The following is a 17,879-nucleotide window of genomic DNA, read 5'->3' on the forward strand; positions in this document are numbered from 1 at the left end:
TTGCCTGGGCGAATTGCACTGATCAACCCGACCAAGTTTCTGGGCAATCTGTTGTTGGCAGGCGGCCTGATGCAGAGCTTGTGCCGGAGTTGTCAGCAGCAGGGTGTGGAGCTGCTGATTGTGCTGGATGAATCTTTCCGCGACCTTTTTGCTGGGGCATTGCCGGGCGCCCGGCTGGTGTATTATCCGCGCCGGGCGCTGAGCCGGGGTTTCACGTTGACGGGTGCTCGTCGCTGGCTTGAGTGCGTCAGCCAGATCCGTGCCTTTGCTGCCGACCTGGCGTTTACCATCGAAGAGGATTCAGTTTGCCATCGCTTGACGCATTTGTCCGGCGCCCGTCGTAAAGTCAGCAGCACCGTGCATCGTTATCACTTCGGTTTCGATCAGGTGCTGGATATTCCACGCAGTGGCCGGACGCCGGGAGAGGGGAGTATCTGGTACAGTTTTCGTGATGTTTTTGCCGCCCTGAAATTGCCGGTCGATGCAAACAAAAGCGGGGAGCCGGGTTACGTAAGATTGTCGCCGCCAGCACCAGATCCGCAACTCCTCGCGCGATTGACCCTGTCGGGTTTCACTGCCACCGGCCGGGTAGCCGTGCTGCATGCCGGTGCCAGTAAAAACTATAAAAAGTGGCCGGAGCAGCACTTCGTGGCACTTGGCAGCGCCCTGATTCAGCAGGGTTATGAGGTGGTGCTGATTGGTGCCGGTGCGCTTGACGCCGAGGTGAACCAGCGTATCACACAGGCGCTGGCAAACAGTGCGCAGGTCTGCGTTGATCTGTGCAATAAAGTGAGCCTGGCGGAACTGGCATCCTTGCTGGGCTTGGTTGATATCATTATCGGCAATGACAGTGGTCCCTCGCATCTGGCATCCGCGCTGGGTGTGCGCGGTGTCGTGATCTTTGGTCCCACGGATCTGGCGATCTGGGGGCCACTCGGGGGGCAGACCACAGCGTTGCAACATAAACAGGCCTGCGCGCCCGATTGCTCCAGGCATCATTGTGACAGGCGATATGCCTGTCTGGATTCGATTACACCGCAGCAGGTGCTGGCAGTGCTTGCTTTGCAAACTACAGCCACCCATATAGATGCACAGACGGACAGACATACAGACAGGATAAAGAAATGAATGGAAACAAGGCCTCAGGGCAGGTATCAGCAAAGTCGGCAAAAGACAGTATTCGTATATTGGTGACCGGTGGCGCCGGGTTTATCGGGTCGGCGGTGGTGCGTCATATTATTCAGCACACCAACGACAGCGTGCTTAATGTTGATAAATTGACTTACGCGGGTAACCTCGACTCGCTGGCGGATGTCAGTGATGACCCGCGTTATGAGTTTGCGCAAATTGATATTTGTGATCGCGCGGCGCTGGATGCAGTATTGGCCCGCTACCAGCCAGCGGCGATAATGCACCTGGCCGCCGAGAGTCATGTGGACCGATCCATCGACGGGCCGGCAGCATTTATCGAAACCAATATTGTTGGCACCTATACGTTACTGGAAGCTGTACGCGCCTATTACGATGGACTGGCAGCAGATTCGCGGGCGGCGTTTCGTTTTCATCATATCTCCACTGACGAGGTGTTCGGCGATCTGAAAGGCCCCGATGAGTTGTTTACCGAAACCACGGCCTATGCGCCCAGTTCGCCTTATTCCGCCAGCAAGGCGAGTTCTGATCATCTGGTCAGGGCCTGGCGGCGAACCTATGGCCTGCCGGTACTGGTCACCAATTGCTCGAACAACTATGGTCCTTATCACTTCCCCGAGAAGCTGATTCCGCATGTGATTCTGAAAGCCATGCAGGGCGAGGCGCTGCCAGTTTACGGCGACGGCTCGCAGGTGCGCGACTGGCTGCATGTGGAAGATCACGCGCGCGCGCTGTACACCGTGCTGCGCAGCGGCAAGGTAGGGGAGACCTACAACATTGGCGGCCATAACGAAAAGCGCAACATCGATGTGGTCAGAGCGATCTGCGCCTTGCTTGATGAGTTGCACCCCCAATCGCCGGTGACGCCGCATGAGCAACTGATTACCTTTGTCAGGGACCGGCCCGGCCATGACTTGCGTTATGCCATTGATGCCAGCAAAATCGCCCGTGAGCTGGGTTGGACACCCACCGAGACTTTTGAATCAGGACTGCGCAAAACCGTGCAATGGTACCTGGACAATCCGCGCTGGTGGCAGCGCGTGCTGAATGGGGATTATCAATTACAACGGCTGGGGTCCTGAGCGCGGGTCCTGAGCGCGAGTGACAAGCATCCGGCACACAACTGGCGTATAATTCGCGCCTTCGCATGATTCAACAGACAGAAAACGACACGTCGTGGCCAATGCCGCGGCGCCGTAACAGGAGAAGAAATGAGCATGATCTACCAGGGTAAAGCGATCACAGTTGAGCAGTTGGAATCTGGTATTGCTCGTTTATGCTTCGATTTGCCGCAATCTCCTGTCAATGTGTTCAATCGTCTGATGCTGGACGAGTTGCGCGATGCCATCTCTGCGGTGGCGGCCAGTGAAGCACGTGGTCTGTTGTGCTGCAGCGCTAAACAGACCTTCCTGGTCGGCGCCGATATCAAGGAATTTACCGGTTACTTCAAACAGAGCGAAGCCGAGTTGCTGGACTGGTGTGAGCGCACCAATGCGGTCTTTAATGCGGTCGAAGATCTCGCGGTCCCCAGTGTCACTGCCATCAACGGTATGGCCCTGGGCGGCGGACTGGAGATGTGCCTGGCCACAGATTATAGGGTAGCGGCCGAATCGGCTGTGCTGGGCTTCCCCGAGGTCAACCTGGGTATCTGTCCCGGATTCGGCGGCACGGTGCGGGCGCCGCGCCTGATGGACGCAGACACGGCCATCGACTGGGTACGCAGCGGCAAGCCGGTGAAGGCGCATCAGGCCCTGAGCGATGGCGCCGTGGATTCGGTCGTCAGCGACGACATGCTGGAAGAGGCTGCGCTGGAAATGCTGGAGCAGGCCATCAGCGGGGAGCTGGACGTGGCTGATCGCCGTGCGCAAAAAACCGGCGCCCTGCCGTTGACGGCAGGCGAGATCAAAAAAATCTTTACCGAAGGCCTGGCGCGGGCCAAAAAAGATGCCGGTGACAACTATCCGGCAGCAGCCACGGCGGTAGAGGCCATGTGGAAAGCTGCAGACAACAATCGCGCCGTGGCACTGATGTTTGAACACAAAGCCTTTGTTACGCTGGCTCGCGGCACGGTTGCGGGTAATCTTGTACAGCTGTTCCTGAATGACCAGTTTCTTAAGAGCCGGGCCAAAAAACAGGCGGCAAGTGCGCAGCCGGTCAAACGCGCGGCAGTGATGGGTGCGGGTATCATGGGCGGTGGTATTGCCTATCAGTCCGCGCTGCGTGGCACGCCCATCATCATGAAAGATATTGCCCGGGAAGGTCTGGACCTGGGTCTTGGCGAAGCCGGAAAATTGCTGGACAAGCAGGTTGAGCGTGGACGCATGGTGCGCAGCAAGGCGGACAAGGTCCTGGAAGCCATCACCCCGACGCTGGATTACAAGGGTTTTGAACAGGTCGATATCATCGTCGAGGCTGTTGTTGAAAACCCGAAAATCAAAAAACTGGTATTGGCGGAAGTGGAACAGCTGGTGCCGGAAACCACGGTGCTGACGTCCAATACCTCAACCATCTCCATCAGTTTGCTGGCACAGGCCCTGAAGCGTCCGGAGAACTTTTGCGGCATGCACTTTTTTAATCCGGTGCCTCTGATGCCGCTGGTGGAAGTGATTCGCGGCGAAAAAACCGGTGACCAGGCTGTTGCGCAGACCGTGGCCTACGCCCTGGCCCTGGGCAAATCACCCATTGTGGTCAACGATTGCCCGGGCTTTCTGGTCAACCGCATTCTGTTCCCCTATTTTGGTGCGTTCTGCCAGTTGCTGCGCGATGGTGCTGATTTTCGTGTCATTGACAGGGTCATGGAAACCTTCGGTTGGCCCATGGGGCCAGCCTACCTGCTGGATGTTGTGGGTATCGATACGGCATCACACTGCATGGTGGTGATGGCGGAAGGGTTCCCGGATCGCATGCAGTATGACTTCACCACTGCCATTGATCACCTGTACGAAGCTGGCAGTTACGGACAGAAGAACGGCAAAGGTTTTTACCGTTACGAGCAGGGCGCCAGCGGTCGACCGACAAAGGTTTTTGACGAGAGTATTCTGACCACCCTGAAACCGCTGCAACTGGATCAGCAGGACATCAGTGAGCAGGCCATCTGTGAACGCATGATGGTGGCACTGTGTCTGGAAGCGGTGCGCTGTCTGGAAGACGGTATTGTCAGCTCCGCCGCCGAAGTCGATATGGGGCTGTTGATGGGCCTGGGTTACCCGCGCTTCCGTGGCGGGGCACTGCGCTACATTGATAACATGGGTGTGAAAGCGTTCTGCCAGATGGCGGACCAGTATGCTCACCTGGGTGCGCTGTATCACCCGACACCTGCGCTGCGCGAGATGGCAGAGCAGGGCAAAACGTTTTACTGAATTTTATCGTCTGGAGTCGTCACCTTGTTAGCTCAGAACGCGCAACCGCAGTCCATGCCAGATCCGTCAGTGCACAGCTCGTCACTGCAGGCCAGAACCGACGAGCAGCGCCTTAATCGCAGCCGCAAAAGCCTGCGCCGGGATGTCGGGCGGGCCATCGCTGACTTCAACATGATTGAAGACGGGGATCTGGTCATGGTGTGTCTGTCCGGCGGCAAGGACTCGTACACCATGCTTGATATTCTGTTGCATCTGCAAAAACATGCGCCGATTCATTTTGATATCAAGGCGGTCAATCTGGATCAGAAACAACCGGATTTTCCCGAGCATATTCTGCCTGAATATCTTCAAGGTCTGGGCGTGGATTACCATATCATCGAGCAGGATACGTTCTCCGTCGTCAAGGACAAAACACCGGAAGGTAAAACCTATTGCGGTCTGTGTTCACGCCTGCGGCGCGGCAGTCTCTACACCTATGCCCGGCAGATCGGCGCCAACAAGATCGCACTGGGACACCACCGTGATGACATCGTGGAAACTCTGTTCCTGAACATGTTTTTTGGTGGCAAGCTAAAAGCCATGCCGCCCAAGCTGCTGAGCGATGACAAACAGAATATTGTGATTCGCCCGCTGGCCTACTGCAGTGAAAAAGACGTGGCACGGTATGCCCGCCTGCGTGGTTTCCCGATCATCCCCTGCAACCTGTGTGGCACCCAGGACAACATGCAGCGGCAGGAAATGAAAGCCATGCTGCAAAGCTGGGAAAAGCAGTACCCGGGACGGATCGACAATATTTTCCGCAGCATCGCGCACATTGAACCGTCGCAGCTGGCGGACACAAAAATGTTCCCGTTTCGTGATTTGCGCCGCGACACTGAAGCACTCAAGCGTATCGGCGCGGTAAACGTAGCCTGATTGGGTTTTGAGGTGAGCATGCAAATACCCTGGCAGCGTTTATCGACAGAAGTGCTGGATGCAGTGATTGAAGAATTTGTCAGCCGCGAAGGCACCGAGTACGGTATGGAAGACTACTCACTGGCAGAAAAGGTTGCCCAGGTCCGTTTGCAATTGCAACGAGGGGAGGCAGTGATAGATTTTGATCCTGATACTGAAACCTGCCACCTGATCGCGGAGCGCTGACATGAATGGCAATGTAACTGGAAATGCCACGTTTGATACGGTCACGGCGGATATCGAGGTCGACGCAAGTGGCCTGTTTTGTCCGGAGCCGGTCATGCTGCTGCACAACAGGTTTCGTGACATGAGCACGGGCGATACCCTGTTGATGATGGCAACTGATCCTTCCACAACACGCGATGTGCCTAAATTCTGTTTGTTTCTGGGGCATGAACTGATCGCGCAGGACGAGCAGGGCGGCACCTATCGCTACCTGTTACGCAAAAACTGATCGTGGCATCGCCGGTTTACCTGATAGACGCGTCCATCTATATTTTTCAGGCGCACTTTTCTCCGCAGCTGCAAGTCTGGTCGCGGCGCTCGGAAGATCGCAGCGCCTTCGCCGGTTTTGCCCGTTTTCTGCTGCGCTTCCTGCAGGTCGCCAGGCCGGAGAAGCTGGCGGTGGCCTTTGATGAAAGCCTGTTCACCGGTTTCCGGCATACGCTGTATCCTGCCTACAAATCCAATCGTGTGTTGCCTGACGCCAATCTTGCTCACCAACTCAGCGCCTGCGCGCGTCTGTGTCACGCGCTTGGTATCGCCGCCTATGGAAGTCGTCAGTATGAGGCGGATGACATCATTGGCACCTTGAGCGCCTGTGTACAACAACAGCACGCAACTGAGCAATTATCGGAGAAAGCTGCCGAGCCGGTTGTCATCGTGACCCGCGACAAGGATCTGTCGCAATTGCTGTATCGAGATGTGGATTATGTGTGGGATTTTAATGCCGGTGCGCGGCGCTATCGACAGGACATTTTTAAGCATTACGGGATCTGGCCGGAACAGTTTCCCTGTTTTCAGGGCCTGACCGGGGACAGCATCGATTGTATTCCCGGTGTGCCCGGCATCGGTCCTGTTGCCGCTCGCCGCCTGCTGCAACATTTCACTGATCTGGACACCCTGTTTTCGCAACTGGGTGCGGTGCCGGGCCTCGGTTTCCGGGGCGCAATGCGCTGTGGCCAATTGCTGGCGGAACATCAGGGGCAGGCGTTGCTCAGCCGACAGCTGGCCCGGATCGCGACCTGTGATGATGCCTCTGAGTCTTTTGTGCTGAACCACAGTGATCAGCTGCTGACCCGGACCATTGATGCCAAGATGTTTTCAGCCCTGCTTGACGAAATGGCGTTGGCCGATGGCGATGTACAGCGCCTGAAAACAATGCTACATGCATTGCAGAAGGTCGAAACCGCATGAAGATGAGAACCGCATGAAGATGGAGAGCGCATGAAGATTGTGGCTGATGAAAACATCCTGGCCGTGGAAGGCTGGTTCGGTAAAAAAGTTGAGCTACTTATGCTGCCCGGGCGCGAGATTCGTGCGCAGCACGTTAAAGATGCCGACGCGCTGTTGGTGCGTTCAATCACGCGAGTAGATAAAGACCTGTTGCAGGGCTCAAATGTGCGATTTGTCGGCACCGCAACCAGCGGTACCGACCACATCGATCGCGACTGGCTTGAACAACAGGGTATCCGGGTTGCAGACGCCGCCGGTGCCAACGCCAACGCAGTGGTGGAATATGTCCTGGCAGCGCTGGCGTCGCTGATCAAAACCGAGGGTTTGCCATTGTGGCAGTGCCGGGTCGCTGTTGTAGGTGTTGGTCACGTTGGCGGTGCTTTGATCCGGCGTTTGCAGAGCATGGGCATTGAATGCGTGGCATGTGACCCTTTGCAGCAGACGCTTGCGACTGTTGAGTATGTGGATCTTGATGCGGCGCTGAAAGCTGACATCGTCTGCCTGCATACACCCTTGAGCCGGCAGGGTGAACATGCAAGCTGGCATATGCTGGACCATGGACGCCTGGCTGCACTGCGCCCGGAAACCGTGCTGATCAATGCCGGGCGTGGCGAGGTGATTGACAGCGTTGCGCTGATTGAGCGGCTGCGACAGGTGCCCGAGCAGAAAGTCATACTGGATGTGTGGGAAAATGAACCGTCACCGTCCATTGATCTGTTGCAGAGGGTGCATATTGCTACGCCGCATATCGCTGGCTACAGCGTCGAAGCCAAGCTGGCCGCAAGTCGCTGTGTGCTAAAAAGCCTGTGTGAGCACTTTGCCCTTAAAGTCCCGGAGATGTTACCGCCGACCAATCTGCCACTGATCGTGCATGATGAGCGTTATACAGCGGCACCGCGTTTTCCCGGTGACAACAAAAAAACCGATGAGCAGGCGTTTGCGGACATTGTGCTGGAGACGTTTTCACCTGCGCAGGTATCGCAACGTTTTGGCAAGCGCTATCGCAAGGCAACAGCAGACAATACGATTGCCGGGCAGGGCGGTGCCCGGGTATTTGACAAGCTGCGCCGTGAACTGGTCATGCGCCGTGAGTTCTCTGCCAGTCATCTGCACGCGGCCGCGTACAGCCCGCAACTGGCGGGCTGGTTACATGCGGCGGGGTTTGTGTTGCAGGCCTGACGCCGGTTCGCGCTCAGGCTCACGTTCAGGCTCACGTTCAGGCTCAGTAAGACGACTGCGCCCACTTGCCGAGAAAACGCTCCACCTTGCTGATGGCCTGCTGCAGGACGTCGGTGGTGGGCAGAAACACAATGCGCAGGTGCTGCGTGTCACTGATATTGAAGGCACTGCCCTGGACCAACAGGATTTTCTCACGCTCGAGCAGGTCCTTGATGAAACGCTGATCATCGGCGATCGGGTACATGTCCGGATCCAGGCGCGGAAACATGTAAATGGCGCCTTTGGGTTTGACACAGGTGACACCGGGGATCTGCGTCAACATGTCCCAGGCGATATCGCGCTGCTCGCGCAGGCGCCCGCCGGGCAGAATCAGTTCGTTGATGCTCTGATAGCCGCCCAATGCGGTCTGCACGGCAAACTGCGCGGGAACATTGGCGCACAAACGCATATTGGACAGAATTTCCAGGCCCTCGATGTAATTGCTGGCCTGTTCCTTGGCCCCACTCAGAATCATCCAGCCAGCGCGGAAACCAGCCAGGCGATACGATTTTGACAACCCATTGAAGGTGGCAATGAACAGGTCATCGCACAGGGACGCGATGGGGATGTGCACGGCGCCGTCATACAGGATCTTGCTGTAAATCTCATCGGCAAACACAATGAGTTTGTGTTTGCGGGCGACACGAATAATATCCAGCAGAAGCTCGGAACTGTACACCGAGCCGGTCGGGTTATTGGGGTTTATAATGACCAGGGCACGGGTTTTGGCGGTAATTTTCTGCTCGATGTCGCTGATGTCCGGAAACCAGTCCGCCTGTTCATCGCAGACATAATGGATGGGATTGCCCCCGCCCAGACTCACCGCTGCTGTCCACAGGGGGTAGTCGGGGGCCGGTACCAGCACTTCGTCGCCATTGTTGAGCAGGGCCTGCATTGCCATCACGATCAATTCGCTGACGCCGTTGCCCAGGTAAATATCGTCAATATCAACGCCATCAATGCCAATTTGCTGACACTCCTGCATAATGGCCTTGCGCGCGGAAAACAGACCTTTGGAATCACTGTAGCCTTGTGCATTGGGCAGGTTGCGAATCACGTCCTGAATGATTTCTTCAGGCGCTTCAAAACCGAACGCGGCCGGGTTGCCGATATTGAGCTTGAGAATGCGGTTGCCTTCTTCCTCAAGTCGTTTGGCTTCTTCCAGTACCGGGCCACGAATGTCGTAACAGACTTTCGCCAGTTTTTCCGACTGCCTGATTTTTTTCATAATGCAATTTCCGGGATGTACGTGTTGGGGCGATATTGTAAACTGACGGCAGAAAAATGATAGAGGAGACAATTGTGGCAAACGACAACTTGAGCCAGTGCAGCGTGCCTTCGGGCAATACGCACAAGATCAGCGACGAAGACAGGAACCGCTTGCGCGCCGAGCTGGACCCGGAGACTTACCACATTGTCTGCGAAGCCGGCACTGAGCGGGCTTTCAGCGGCAAGTACTGGGATTGCAAACTGCCTGGTGTTTACCACTGTGTTGTATGCAATGAGGCGCTGTTTGATTCTGAAACCAAGTACGACTCCGGTTCCGGTTGGCCCAGTTATTACCAGCCGGTCGCTGGTGCAGCGGTCACCGAAATTGAGGATACCAGCCACGGCATGGTGCGCACCGAAGTTGTGTGTGGCAAATGTGAAGCGCATCTTGGGCACGTGTTTAAAGACGGGCCGCCGCCGACAGGTTTGCGGTACTGTATCAATTCGGCCTCTGTCGTTCTGCACGAGAGGTGATGGCGGGCCTCAACAGGATTTACGTCAGCCGCCGGGGCGTCGGGCACTGTGCCGGACCATGGGCATGGGTGGTTTTGTTACTGCCGCTGACCGGTGCGGCGTCGGCGCAGCCGAGCGAGCAGACAGCGTCGACCGCCGCCACACACACCAGCGCGCTGGGGTTTTATTACAGCCGGGGTGGATACGGTGAAAGCAGTGAGACCCGCATTCGTTTTTTACCGTTCTCCCATGAAGTGGCCAGAGGCAGCTGGCGCTTCAAGGCCACTGTGCCAGTGCTTGAGATCAGCGGGCCCGCCAATGTGCTGGTCAATGTGGGCAGTGTCGGTGGTTTTTCCGACTCGCGTGTATCTGCCAGTGGCGCGGGTGATATCAGTTTCAATCTGACTTATGAAGTGCCAGCCTGGTCGGCAGATGCGCCTTTTATCGATATCAGCGCTGATTTCAAGGCACCCACGGCGGACCCGAAGCAGGGCCTGGGTAGTGGACGCATGGACGCGGGTTTACAGATAGATCTGTATCAACTGGCAGGTCCGCTGACAGTGTTCGCGTCGGCCGGTTATCGTTACCGGCGGCCATCACCGTTTTACCCCGGGCTGGAGAACTCGCTCTTCGGATCCGTGGGTGCCAGCGCCAACTGGGGCGATACACTGCAATACGGATTGATTTACGATTATCGCCAGGCGGCATCATCGTTTACCGGTGAAACCCATGAGCTGCTGCCATACCTGTCCTGGGCGATGTCTGCAGACTGGAGTGTGATGTTGTATACGGTGACCGGTTTTACCGAGGACAGCGCCGACTTTGCTGCGGGCATGCAACTGAGTCGACGCTGGTGAAGCGGGTTTAACCCCGGGGGCAGATCACAAACTGTTCAGATCTGCATGGGCCGTGGACGTGGCGGTGTGATGGAGGCCCGGTCAACGGCCGGACGCATGCGCTGGAAGGGCGGCAATTCGGGCCGCTGGATACGCTCAGGTATCAGAGGCCTGCTGCTGTCGCCTGCGTCCAGCTCTTGCAACTGCGCATCCGCCGCGGTATCCGTGTCATTTTCTGCGATTTCGTCGGCGTTCAGCTGTTCCAGCACCAGCGGCGCGTCAGCAGTTTCACGGGTATCGACACCTGAACTGTCCGTTTCAGCGGGCTCAGGCGCTGCCTGGTCGGCGACGTCCATACGATAACGCTCAATGGCATCAGTGCCGGTCGCTTCGGGTATCTGAACCTGAATTTCCAGTGTGGGCTCTTCAATAGTGCGATTGCTGCTCTCGGCCATCTCCAGCACGCGATGGGCATGCTCCGGCATCTCTTCACGCTCTGCGTCCAGAATATCCAGTCTGGGTGTGAGTGGCTGAAACTCCGGGCTTTGCGGTGAGTTGCGCTGCAGCTCTATCAGTGGCTGCATGTCATCGGGGATGCGGGCGGTTTCCTGTTGCTGCTGCAGGAAAGGCGCTATCAGGCTGTCAGGCGGGCTATCAGGGGCGCTGGTGTTGATATCATTGTTGTTTTCGCTGGCATCGTTGTTTTCAACTGCATCGTTGCTGCCCAGGAACGGACTCGGGCCGCCCGTGCCACCGAAGCCGCTGTCACCGTTAAAACCGCCGGTGCGACCAGTGCCGCCCATGCCGCTGCCCTGATCGTCACCACCGTTACCGATTGTGCCTATGCTGCTGGTGGCGATCAGAAAGCTGCACACAAACAATACCAGTGCCATCAAAATGGCGAGCGGGTAGCTGCGGAGTGCGAGTATGGCTTTAGGCATTATCCTGATCCTGCTGCGACTGAGCGCCGTCCTGGGTGTTCGCCTGCGTTTCGTAACGACTATTGTAGTGGAATATACCGAAATTCATACGAAAACGGTTGGGGTTTTTAGATGTTTTTGTTGATTTTGTGACGCTGGACGCTACCTTTTGCTCGTCAGCACGCTGCAAAGCCAGGGCTTCATTGTTCAGAGTGCGCAGTGCCTGCATGCCCAGTTCAGCCGCCAGCTCATTCAAAATCTGGAGAGATTCTTCACTGAGGCGATCGTAGTAGACGCTGCGATCGAAGAAAGCGGGCTTGTTGCCCAGCAGGTTATGGGTCCCGGCGCTGATGTGATCCTGAAGATTCTTGCCGAAGAAGAACACCTTCTCATCAAAGCCCTTGTCCGGCGTGAAGGCACCGGTATTGAGTACAACCCGGCCCTGTTCGTCCTGGTGTGCGACGCCCAGGTGTATCCATTCGTCCAGAATGACGCGGGGACGAATATCCTGACGACAGACCATTTCCACCAGATCATCAAAGCTCGGAGCCTGCTGTGCTCGCCCCGCCGGGGGTATTTGTGCTGAGCGCAAGGGCAGGGGCAGGGGGTCCCCGGCTTCATTCCTGAAACGGGCCGATCCGAGCCAGTTGGCGATTAGCTGGGCACCCACGGATACTGTGGCAGGTAAAACCGGCTCGTTGGTGTGTTCGGCGCGCAGACGCTTCACATCCTTCCGGTGCACGCCGGTGAGCAGGTTAATGCGACTGTCCGACTGACGCTTGCCATCAACGGAAAACTCACTGTCGGCAACCTCAACATAGACTGATTTGAGCAGCGCTGTCAGATACGGATAGCTGACCTGGAACGATAGCAACAGACGCACCAGCGGACGCAACAATTTGCGCAAGGCTGTGACCAGGGCGGCGGGGGGCTGGCCTGGTGATTGGCTGATGTTTTTATCACTCATGGTCATGGAGTATAGCCAGCAGTGGGAAAAAATCCCACAAATATTTTGTGACATGTGTTGACGTGGGAATAATTCCCACTTAATATCGAGTCTAACACAATCAATGACATGCCGAACTGTCCGTCCCGGGCTGGTTCCGGATGTCGCAAGGCCGTCTATGTTCGCACGCTTTAGGGATGACAGTTTCCACACCCCCGGACCGGTAGTAGCACCGGATACAGATGCGCCCCTGAATCAGTCCCCCGCTCGAGTTTTGCGCCTTGATGACGGACGCCGTCTGTCCTGGTGTGAAACAGGTCACCGTCATGGGTTTCCCCTGATTTACTTCCACAGCCAGGCCGGCTCCCGGCTGGAAGCCGAATTCCTGCATGATTCGGCGCTGGCGGCGGGTTTTCGTGTGATTGCGCTGGATCGCCCGGGTATTGGTAACTCTGATTTTAAAAAAATGCGCGGCCATAGCGATTTCGCCCCTGATGTAGCCGCGTTGTTGGCGCATCTGGACATAGCGCGCGCCGGCGTGCTGGGATGGGATGGCGGAGCCGCATTTGCCCTGGCTTTCAGCCATTGTTATCCGGAGCACGTGAAATTTGCCACGTTGCTGGCGCCGGTTGCCGGTCGTCCGGCGACCCGGCGCGGTCTGAGTGTGCGCATGCTGTCAGCCGTGGTGAGTGCGTTTGTCTACAGTCGGCATCGACTGCGCGGCTCGCGCATTGAGCAGTGTCTGGCGCGTCTGCGCGAGGGACTGTGTTATGCCGACCGTAAGCAATTTGATAACCCGTGGATCTATCGCCTGTTGGTCAGAGATGCCACCGAGGCAGTGCGACAGGGCGGACGTGGTGTCGCGCAGGACAGTGTGTTGAGTCTGACGGATTGGGATTTTGAGCCGGCGGAGATTACCGTGCCGGTAGATGTCTGGCGCGGAGGCGCAGACACCCTTAGCGCACTTTGTCATTCTCGCGTGCTGCAGGACACGTTGCCCAATGTCAGCCTGCATTCGGTACCCCGGCAAGGGCATTTCTTTTTTACCGGATCGGCTGCGGATATTTTCCGCCACGCCCGCGCCAGCCTTAATTTCTAGCAGCAACCTTAGACTACGTCACCAGACACTTTGTCAGGCACTTCACCAGACACTTCACCCGTCGTCTGATGGCTGGTATGAAGGCGGATGACCTCAGTTTGCGTGGCGCCGCCCGATTACGCCGCAGGTACGGAAGTGTAATTTGTGCGGCAGCATGGTGCTCTGCTGCAAACGGCCGGTTTCAGCGATGAAGCGGCCCAGCATGGCTTCGGCTTCGCAACGATAGCGGAACGGACCAACGTCCTTGCCTTCCCGGGTTCTGAAGTACCACAGGCCGGAAAGACTGAAGAGCCGGTCGGAACGCTCGTGATGGCGCATACCGGCATCAGTGAGGCGGGCAGTGTTTTGCTGGTTTTCGTCAGAGCGGGAATCAGGACGGGTACGGGTGCTGGTGTTTTGCATGGCGGCGTCTCGACTGTTTGCGCCAGGCTTCAGCGCAGGGTTGTTTTTATTATCGATCACCCAATAGTAGACCACTCTGTATTTGAATAATATCCCCGGGTGACAGAAAAATGTGATCTGTCGCAAATTTGGTGATAAAAGTCGTCGTGCGATTATTTATTGAATAAAACCGGGGCTTGTGGGACAATCGCGCTCTTCAAAATACCCTGATTTCCACTTAACTTGTTGAAATGGTTGATGGAAATTATTTTTGCTGACTTATAACAACTGTTTACACTGACCGTGCGTGAAGGGCGCGCCGGTTCGCGAGGAATTTTCATGCAAGTTTCGATTGAAACCACCACTGGATTAGAGCGCCGGATGACTATCGGCGTGCCTGCTGCTGAAGTAGAAAACGCTGTTGCCGCTCGTCTGAACGAGGCCGCCAGAACCATCAAGATCAACGGTTTCCGTAAAGGCAAAATTCCTCTTAAAGTCATCAAAAACCGTTTTGGTAAAGGTGTCCGGCAGGAAGTGCTCGGCGAGATCATGAGTCGCAGCTACTATGCGGCCGTGACTGAGCAGAAGCTCAAGCCGGCGGGTCAGCCGAAGATCGAGCCCAAGTCACTGGATGAAGGCAAGGATATCGAGTTTGTTGCCACTTTCGAGATCTACCCGGAAGTGACGCTGTCAGACTTCAGCAAGGTCAAGGCTGAAAGGCTCGTCGCTGAGGTTACCGACAAAGACATCGACACCATGATAGAAAATCTGCGCCAGCAGCGGCAGGAGTGGGATGAGGTTAAACGTCAGGCCAAGAATGACGATATGGTTAATATCGACTACGAAGGTACCATCGATGGCGAAGCGTTCGCTGGCGGTACCGGCAGCAACACTAATCTGGTGCTGGGTTCCGGACGTATGATTGAGGGTTTCGAGAAGGGCCTGCTGAAATCCAAGGCGGGTGATGAAGTCACTCTGGAGCTGACTTTCCCGGAAGCGTATCGAAACAAGGACCTGGCCGGTAAACCGGTTGTTTTCAAGGTCAAGGTCAATCAGGTGTCGGCGCCGAAGCTGCCGGAACTGAATGACGAGTTTTTTGCTGCCTTCGGCGTAACCGAAGGTGGTGAGGCGGGCTTCCGTAAGGAAGTGGCTGCCAATATGGAACGCGAACTGAAGAAGGCGAGCAAAAACCGCCTGAAGACCAACGTCATGGACGTGCTGCTTGAGCAGAATGAAGTCGATGTTCCGACGGCGCTGGTTGGCGCTGAAATAGACGTATTGCGACAGCAGGCCCTGCAGCAGTTCGGCGCTGGTGCGCAGAATCTGGATCCGAGCCTGCTGCCTGATGAGTTGTTCCGTGAGCAGGCCGAAAAACGAGTCAAGCTGGGTCTTATTCTGGGCGAGGTTATCAAGCAGAAAGGACTGCGCGCTGATGCAGCCAGGGTCCGTGAAGCCATTGAAGACATTGCGGCAACTTATGAAACGCCGGACGAAGTGGTTAATTATTACTACAGCAACAAAGAGCAACTCGACACGGTTGAGTCAGCTGTGCTGGAAGACCAGGTGTTTGATCTGATTGCCGAGCAGGCGCAGATCAAGGAGCGCAAGGTCAGCTATCAGGAATTGACCAATCCGAAGCAGGCGGCGGAAGAGAGCGCTGACAAGGACACCGGCAAGAGTAAAAGTAAAACCGGCAAAACAGCCACCAAAAAGACGGCAGCCAAGGCTGACGATGGCGAAGCCAAGCCGGCTGCCAAAAAAGCAGCAAAGAAGCCGGCGAAAAAAGCTGACAAAGAGTGATAAAGCGACAGACAAAAAGGCCTGATCATATGTCGAGTGAATCGATGCTTTCGATGATAGAAGCCAACCTGGTCCCCATGGTGGTTGAGCAGAATGCCCGTGGCGAGCGCGCTTATGACATCTATTCGCGCCTCCTCAAAGAGCGTGTCATCTTCCTGATTGGCCCGGTCGAAGACCACATGGCCAATCTGGTGGTGGCGCAATTGCTGTTTCTGGAGTCGGAAAATCCGGACAAGGATATCCACCTGTATATCAACTCGCCTGGTGGTGCAGTGACTGCCGGGCTGTCGATATATGACACCATGCAGTTCATCAAACCCGATGTCAGTACCATGTGCATCGGCCAGGCCGCCAGCATGGGCGCGTTTCTGCTCACCGGCGGCGCGGCCGGCAAGCGCCACGCGCTGCCCAACTCGCGGATGATGATTCATCAGCCCAGTGGCGGCGCGCATGGTCAGGCCTCGGATATCGAGATTCAGGCCACTGAAATTCTGAAGATGCGTCGGCAACTCAATGAAATCATGGCGCATCATACCGGCCGCTCGCTGGAAGAGATTGAGCGCGAGACGGAACGCGACCATTTCATGAATGCCGAAGAGGCAGTATCATACGGTTTGATTGATAAGGTTATTTCACGCAGAGCCGTGTAATATCGGAGCAGAAACGCGCAGTTGATCGCGCAGTCTGACCAGCTCCGATGCCAGATTGGCTGCGGTTACACGTTAGAGGAATTTGAATGTCTGATGATCGCTACAACAAGGGTGATGACAACGGCAAGCTGCTGTACTGCTCGTTTTGCGGTAAAAGCCAGCACGAAGTCCGTAAGCTGATCGCCGGCCCTTCTGTATTTGTTTGCGATGAATGTGTTGACCTCTGCAACGATATTATCCGCGAGGAGATACAGGAGAAAGAGGCGGAGTCCGGGAGCAAGAAGCTGCCGACCCCGGCTGAGATCAAACAAACGCTTGATGAATATGTTATCGGGCAGGAGAACGCCAAGAAAGTTCTGGCAGTGGCTGTGTACAACCACTACAAGCGTCTTGGCTACGACCACCGCAAAGGCGAGGTCGAGCTTGGCAAAAGCAATATCCTGATGATCGGGCCGACGGGTACCGGTAAGACCCTGTTGGCAGAAACGCTGGCGCGACTGCTGGATGTGCCCTTCACCATCGCCGACGCAACGACCCTGACCGAAGCCGGTTATGTGGGTGAGGACGTTGAGAACATCATCCAGAAGTTGCTGCAAAAATGCGATTATGATGTTGAAAAAGCACAAATTGGTATTGTCTATATCGACGAAATCGACAAAATTTCGCGTAAATCCGACAATCCTTCCATCACCCGTGATGTGTCGGGTGAAGGTGTGCAGCAGGCCCTGTTGAAACTGATTGAAGGTACCGTTGCGTCGGTACCACCGCAAGGTGGCCGCAAGCATCCACAGCAGGAATTCCTGCAGGTTGATACTGCCAATATCCTGTTTATCTGCGGCGGTGCGTTTGCGGGGCTGGACAAAATCATTCGCGATCGCTCGGAGAAAAGCGGCATTGGTTTCAGTGCCGAAGTGCGCAGCAAGGATGTTGACAAGATGATTGGCGAATCCCTGCGCAATGTCGAGCCGGAGGATCTGGTCAAATTTGGTCTTATCCCGGAATTTGTCGGTCGTCTGCCCATGATTGCGACGCTGGAAGAGCTCGACCTGGATGCGCTGGTGCGTATTCTCAAAGAGCCCAAAAACTCACTGGTCAAGCAGTACCAGAAGCTGTTTGAGATGGAAGACGTGGAAATCCAGTTTCGTGACGATGCGTTGCAGGCCGTTGCCACCAAGGCCAAATTACGCAAGACCGGCGCACGGGGTCTGCGTTCAATCATGGAAAACGTTCTGTTGGAGAGCATGTACAAAATTCCCTCCATGGAAAATGTTGCCAAAGTTGTTATCGATGCTGCCGTCATCAATGGTGAGTCCGAGCCGCTGTTGATGTACGAAACCGAGCAGCAGCCGTCACGCACGGCGGAATAAACATCTGAACTGCATCTGCACTG

General features: G+C 55.9%; 17 protein-coding genes and 1 pseudogene. 14 read left to right on the top strand and 4 right to left on the bottom strand.

Features of this window, described 5'->3' with window-relative positions:
- From WD071_RS03585 to WD071_RS03620, 8 genes are all read left to right on the top strand, one after another.
- Complete coding sequence (locus WD071_RS03585) at positions 1-1,128, top strand: glycosyltransferase family 9 protein (RefSeq protein WP_368046957.1); 1,128 nt, start codon at positions 1-3, stop codon at positions 1,126-1,128.
- A 50-nt stretch (positions 1,129-1,178) separates the two neighbouring features.
- Entirely contained in the window at positions 1,179-2,231 is a 1,053-nt protein-coding gene (gene rfbB / locus WD071_RS03590) for a dTDP-glucose 4,6-dehydratase (RefSeq protein WP_368047012.1), read from the top strand.
- A gap of 135 nt (positions 2,232-2,366) precedes the next feature.
- A complete protein-coding gene (gene fadB / locus WD071_RS03595) occupies positions 2,367-4,508 on the top strand; it encodes a fatty acid oxidation complex subunit alpha FadB (protein WP_368047013.1) in 2,142 nt (713 codons plus the stop codon).
- A 54-nt stretch (positions 4,509-4,562) separates the two neighbouring features.
- Complete coding sequence (gene ttcA / locus WD071_RS03600; RefSeq protein WP_368047014.1) at positions 4,563-5,423, top strand: tRNA 2-thiocytidine(32) synthetase TtcA; 861 nt, start codon at positions 4,563-4,565, stop codon at positions 5,421-5,423.
- Positions 5,424-5,441: 18 nt separating this feature from the next.
- Positions 5,442-5,648, top strand: coding sequence for a YheU family protein (locus WD071_RS03605; protein ID WP_368046958.1), 207 nt, complete (start codon positions 5,442-5,444; stop codon positions 5,646-5,648).
- A 1-nt stretch (position 5,649) separates the two neighbouring features.
- Positions 5,650-5,916, top strand: a complete 267-nt coding sequence (gene tusA, locus WD071_RS03610; protein WP_368046959.1) for a sulfurtransferase TusA — start codon at positions 5,650-5,652, stop codon at positions 5,914-5,916.
- 2 nt (positions 5,917-5,918) lie between these two features.
- On the top strand, positions 5,919-6,878 hold the full coding sequence (locus WD071_RS03615) for a 5'-3' exonuclease H3TH domain-containing protein (RefSeq protein ID WP_368046960.1): 960 nt from the start codon (positions 5,919-5,921) through the stop codon (positions 6,876-6,878).
- A 30-nt stretch (positions 6,879-6,908) separates the two neighbouring features.
- Positions 6,909-8,096: a 4-phosphoerythronate dehydrogenase gene (locus WD071_RS03620; RefSeq protein WP_368046961.1), complete on the top strand. Its 1,188-nt coding sequence runs from the start codon at positions 6,909-6,911 to the stop codon at positions 8,094-8,096.
- Positions 8,097-8,139: 43 nt separating this feature from the next.
- On the opposite strand, the gene WD071_RS03625 is transcribed toward WD071_RS03620, so the two are convergent.
- Positions 8,140-9,363 carry a pyridoxal phosphate-dependent aminotransferase gene (locus tag WD071_RS03625; RefSeq protein WP_368046962.1) on the bottom strand — a complete coding sequence of 408 codons (1,224 nt, stop codon included), beginning with the start codon at positions 9,361-9,363 and terminating at the stop codon, positions 8,140-8,142.
- 128 nt (positions 9,364-9,491) lie between these two features.
- On the opposite strand from WD071_RS03625, the gene msrB reads away from it, so the two are divergent.
- Complete coding sequence (msrB, locus tag WD071_RS03630; protein ID WP_368047015.1) at positions 9,492-9,878, top strand: peptide-methionine (R)-S-oxide reductase MsrB; 387 nt, start codon at positions 9,492-9,494, stop codon at positions 9,876-9,878.
- Positions 9,878-10,714: a transporter gene (locus WD071_RS03635; RefSeq protein ID WP_368046963.1), complete on the top strand. Its 837-nt coding sequence runs from the start codon at positions 9,878-9,880 to the stop codon at positions 10,712-10,714. Before msrB ends, WD071_RS03635 begins: the two co-directional genes overlap by 1 nt.
- 35 nt (positions 10,715-10,749) lie before the next feature.
- On the opposite strand, the gene WD071_RS03640 is transcribed toward WD071_RS03635, so the two are convergent.
- Positions 10,750-11,634, bottom strand: a complete 885-nt coding sequence (locus WD071_RS03640; RefSeq protein ID WP_368046964.1) for a hypothetical protein — start codon at positions 11,632-11,634, stop codon at positions 10,750-10,752.
- A complete protein-coding gene (locus WD071_RS03645; protein WP_368046965.1) occupies positions 11,627-12,580 on the bottom strand; it encodes a DUF6502 family protein in 954 nt (317 codons plus the stop codon). Before WD071_RS03645 ends, WD071_RS03640 begins: the two co-directional genes overlap by 8 nt.
- Before the next feature lie 157 nt (positions 12,581-12,737).
- Between WD071_RS03645 and WD071_RS03650 the strand changes: the two genes are divergently transcribed.
- Positions 12,738-13,658 (top strand): alpha/beta fold hydrolase, encoded by a 921-nt coding sequence (locus tag WD071_RS03650; RefSeq protein ID WP_368046966.1) that lies wholly within the window; start codon positions 12,738-12,740, stop codon positions 13,656-13,658.
- A 93-nt stretch (positions 13,659-13,751) separates the two neighbouring features.
- Here WD071_RS03650 and WD071_RS03655 read toward each other — a convergent pair whose 3' ends face one another.
- Entirely contained in the window at positions 13,752-14,060 is a 309-nt protein-coding gene (locus WD071_RS03655) for a DUF6316 family protein (protein ID WP_368046967.1), read from the bottom strand.
- 318 nt (positions 14,061-14,378) lie between these two features.
- On the opposite strand from WD071_RS03655, the pseudogene tig reads away from it, so the two are divergent.
- From tig to clpX, 3 genes and pseudogenes are all read left to right on the top strand, one after another.
- Positions 14,379-15,662: pseudogene (gene tig / locus WD071_RS03660) on the top strand (trigger factor); the annotation flags it as partial.
- Positions 15,663-15,868: 206 nt separating this feature from the next.
- The gene (gene clpP / locus WD071_RS03665; RefSeq protein ID WP_368046968.1) at positions 15,869-16,489 is read left to right on the top strand and encodes an ATP-dependent Clp endopeptidase proteolytic subunit ClpP; all 621 of its coding nucleotides are present in this window, start codon (positions 15,869-15,871) and stop codon (positions 16,487-16,489) included.
- Positions 16,490-16,575: 86 nt separating this feature from the next.
- The gene (clpX, locus tag WD071_RS03670) at positions 16,576-17,856 is read left to right on the top strand and encodes an ATP-dependent Clp protease ATP-binding subunit ClpX (RefSeq protein ID WP_368046969.1); all 1,281 of its coding nucleotides are present in this window, start codon (positions 16,576-16,578) and stop codon (positions 17,854-17,856) included.
- The last annotated feature ends 23 nt before the right edge of the window (positions 17,857-17,879 follow it).

It is taken from the genome of Pseudohongiella sp. (assembly GCF_040877505.1).
Taxonomy (GTDB): domain Bacteria; phylum Pseudomonadota; class Gammaproteobacteria; order Pseudomonadales; family Pseudohongiellaceae; genus Pseudohongiella.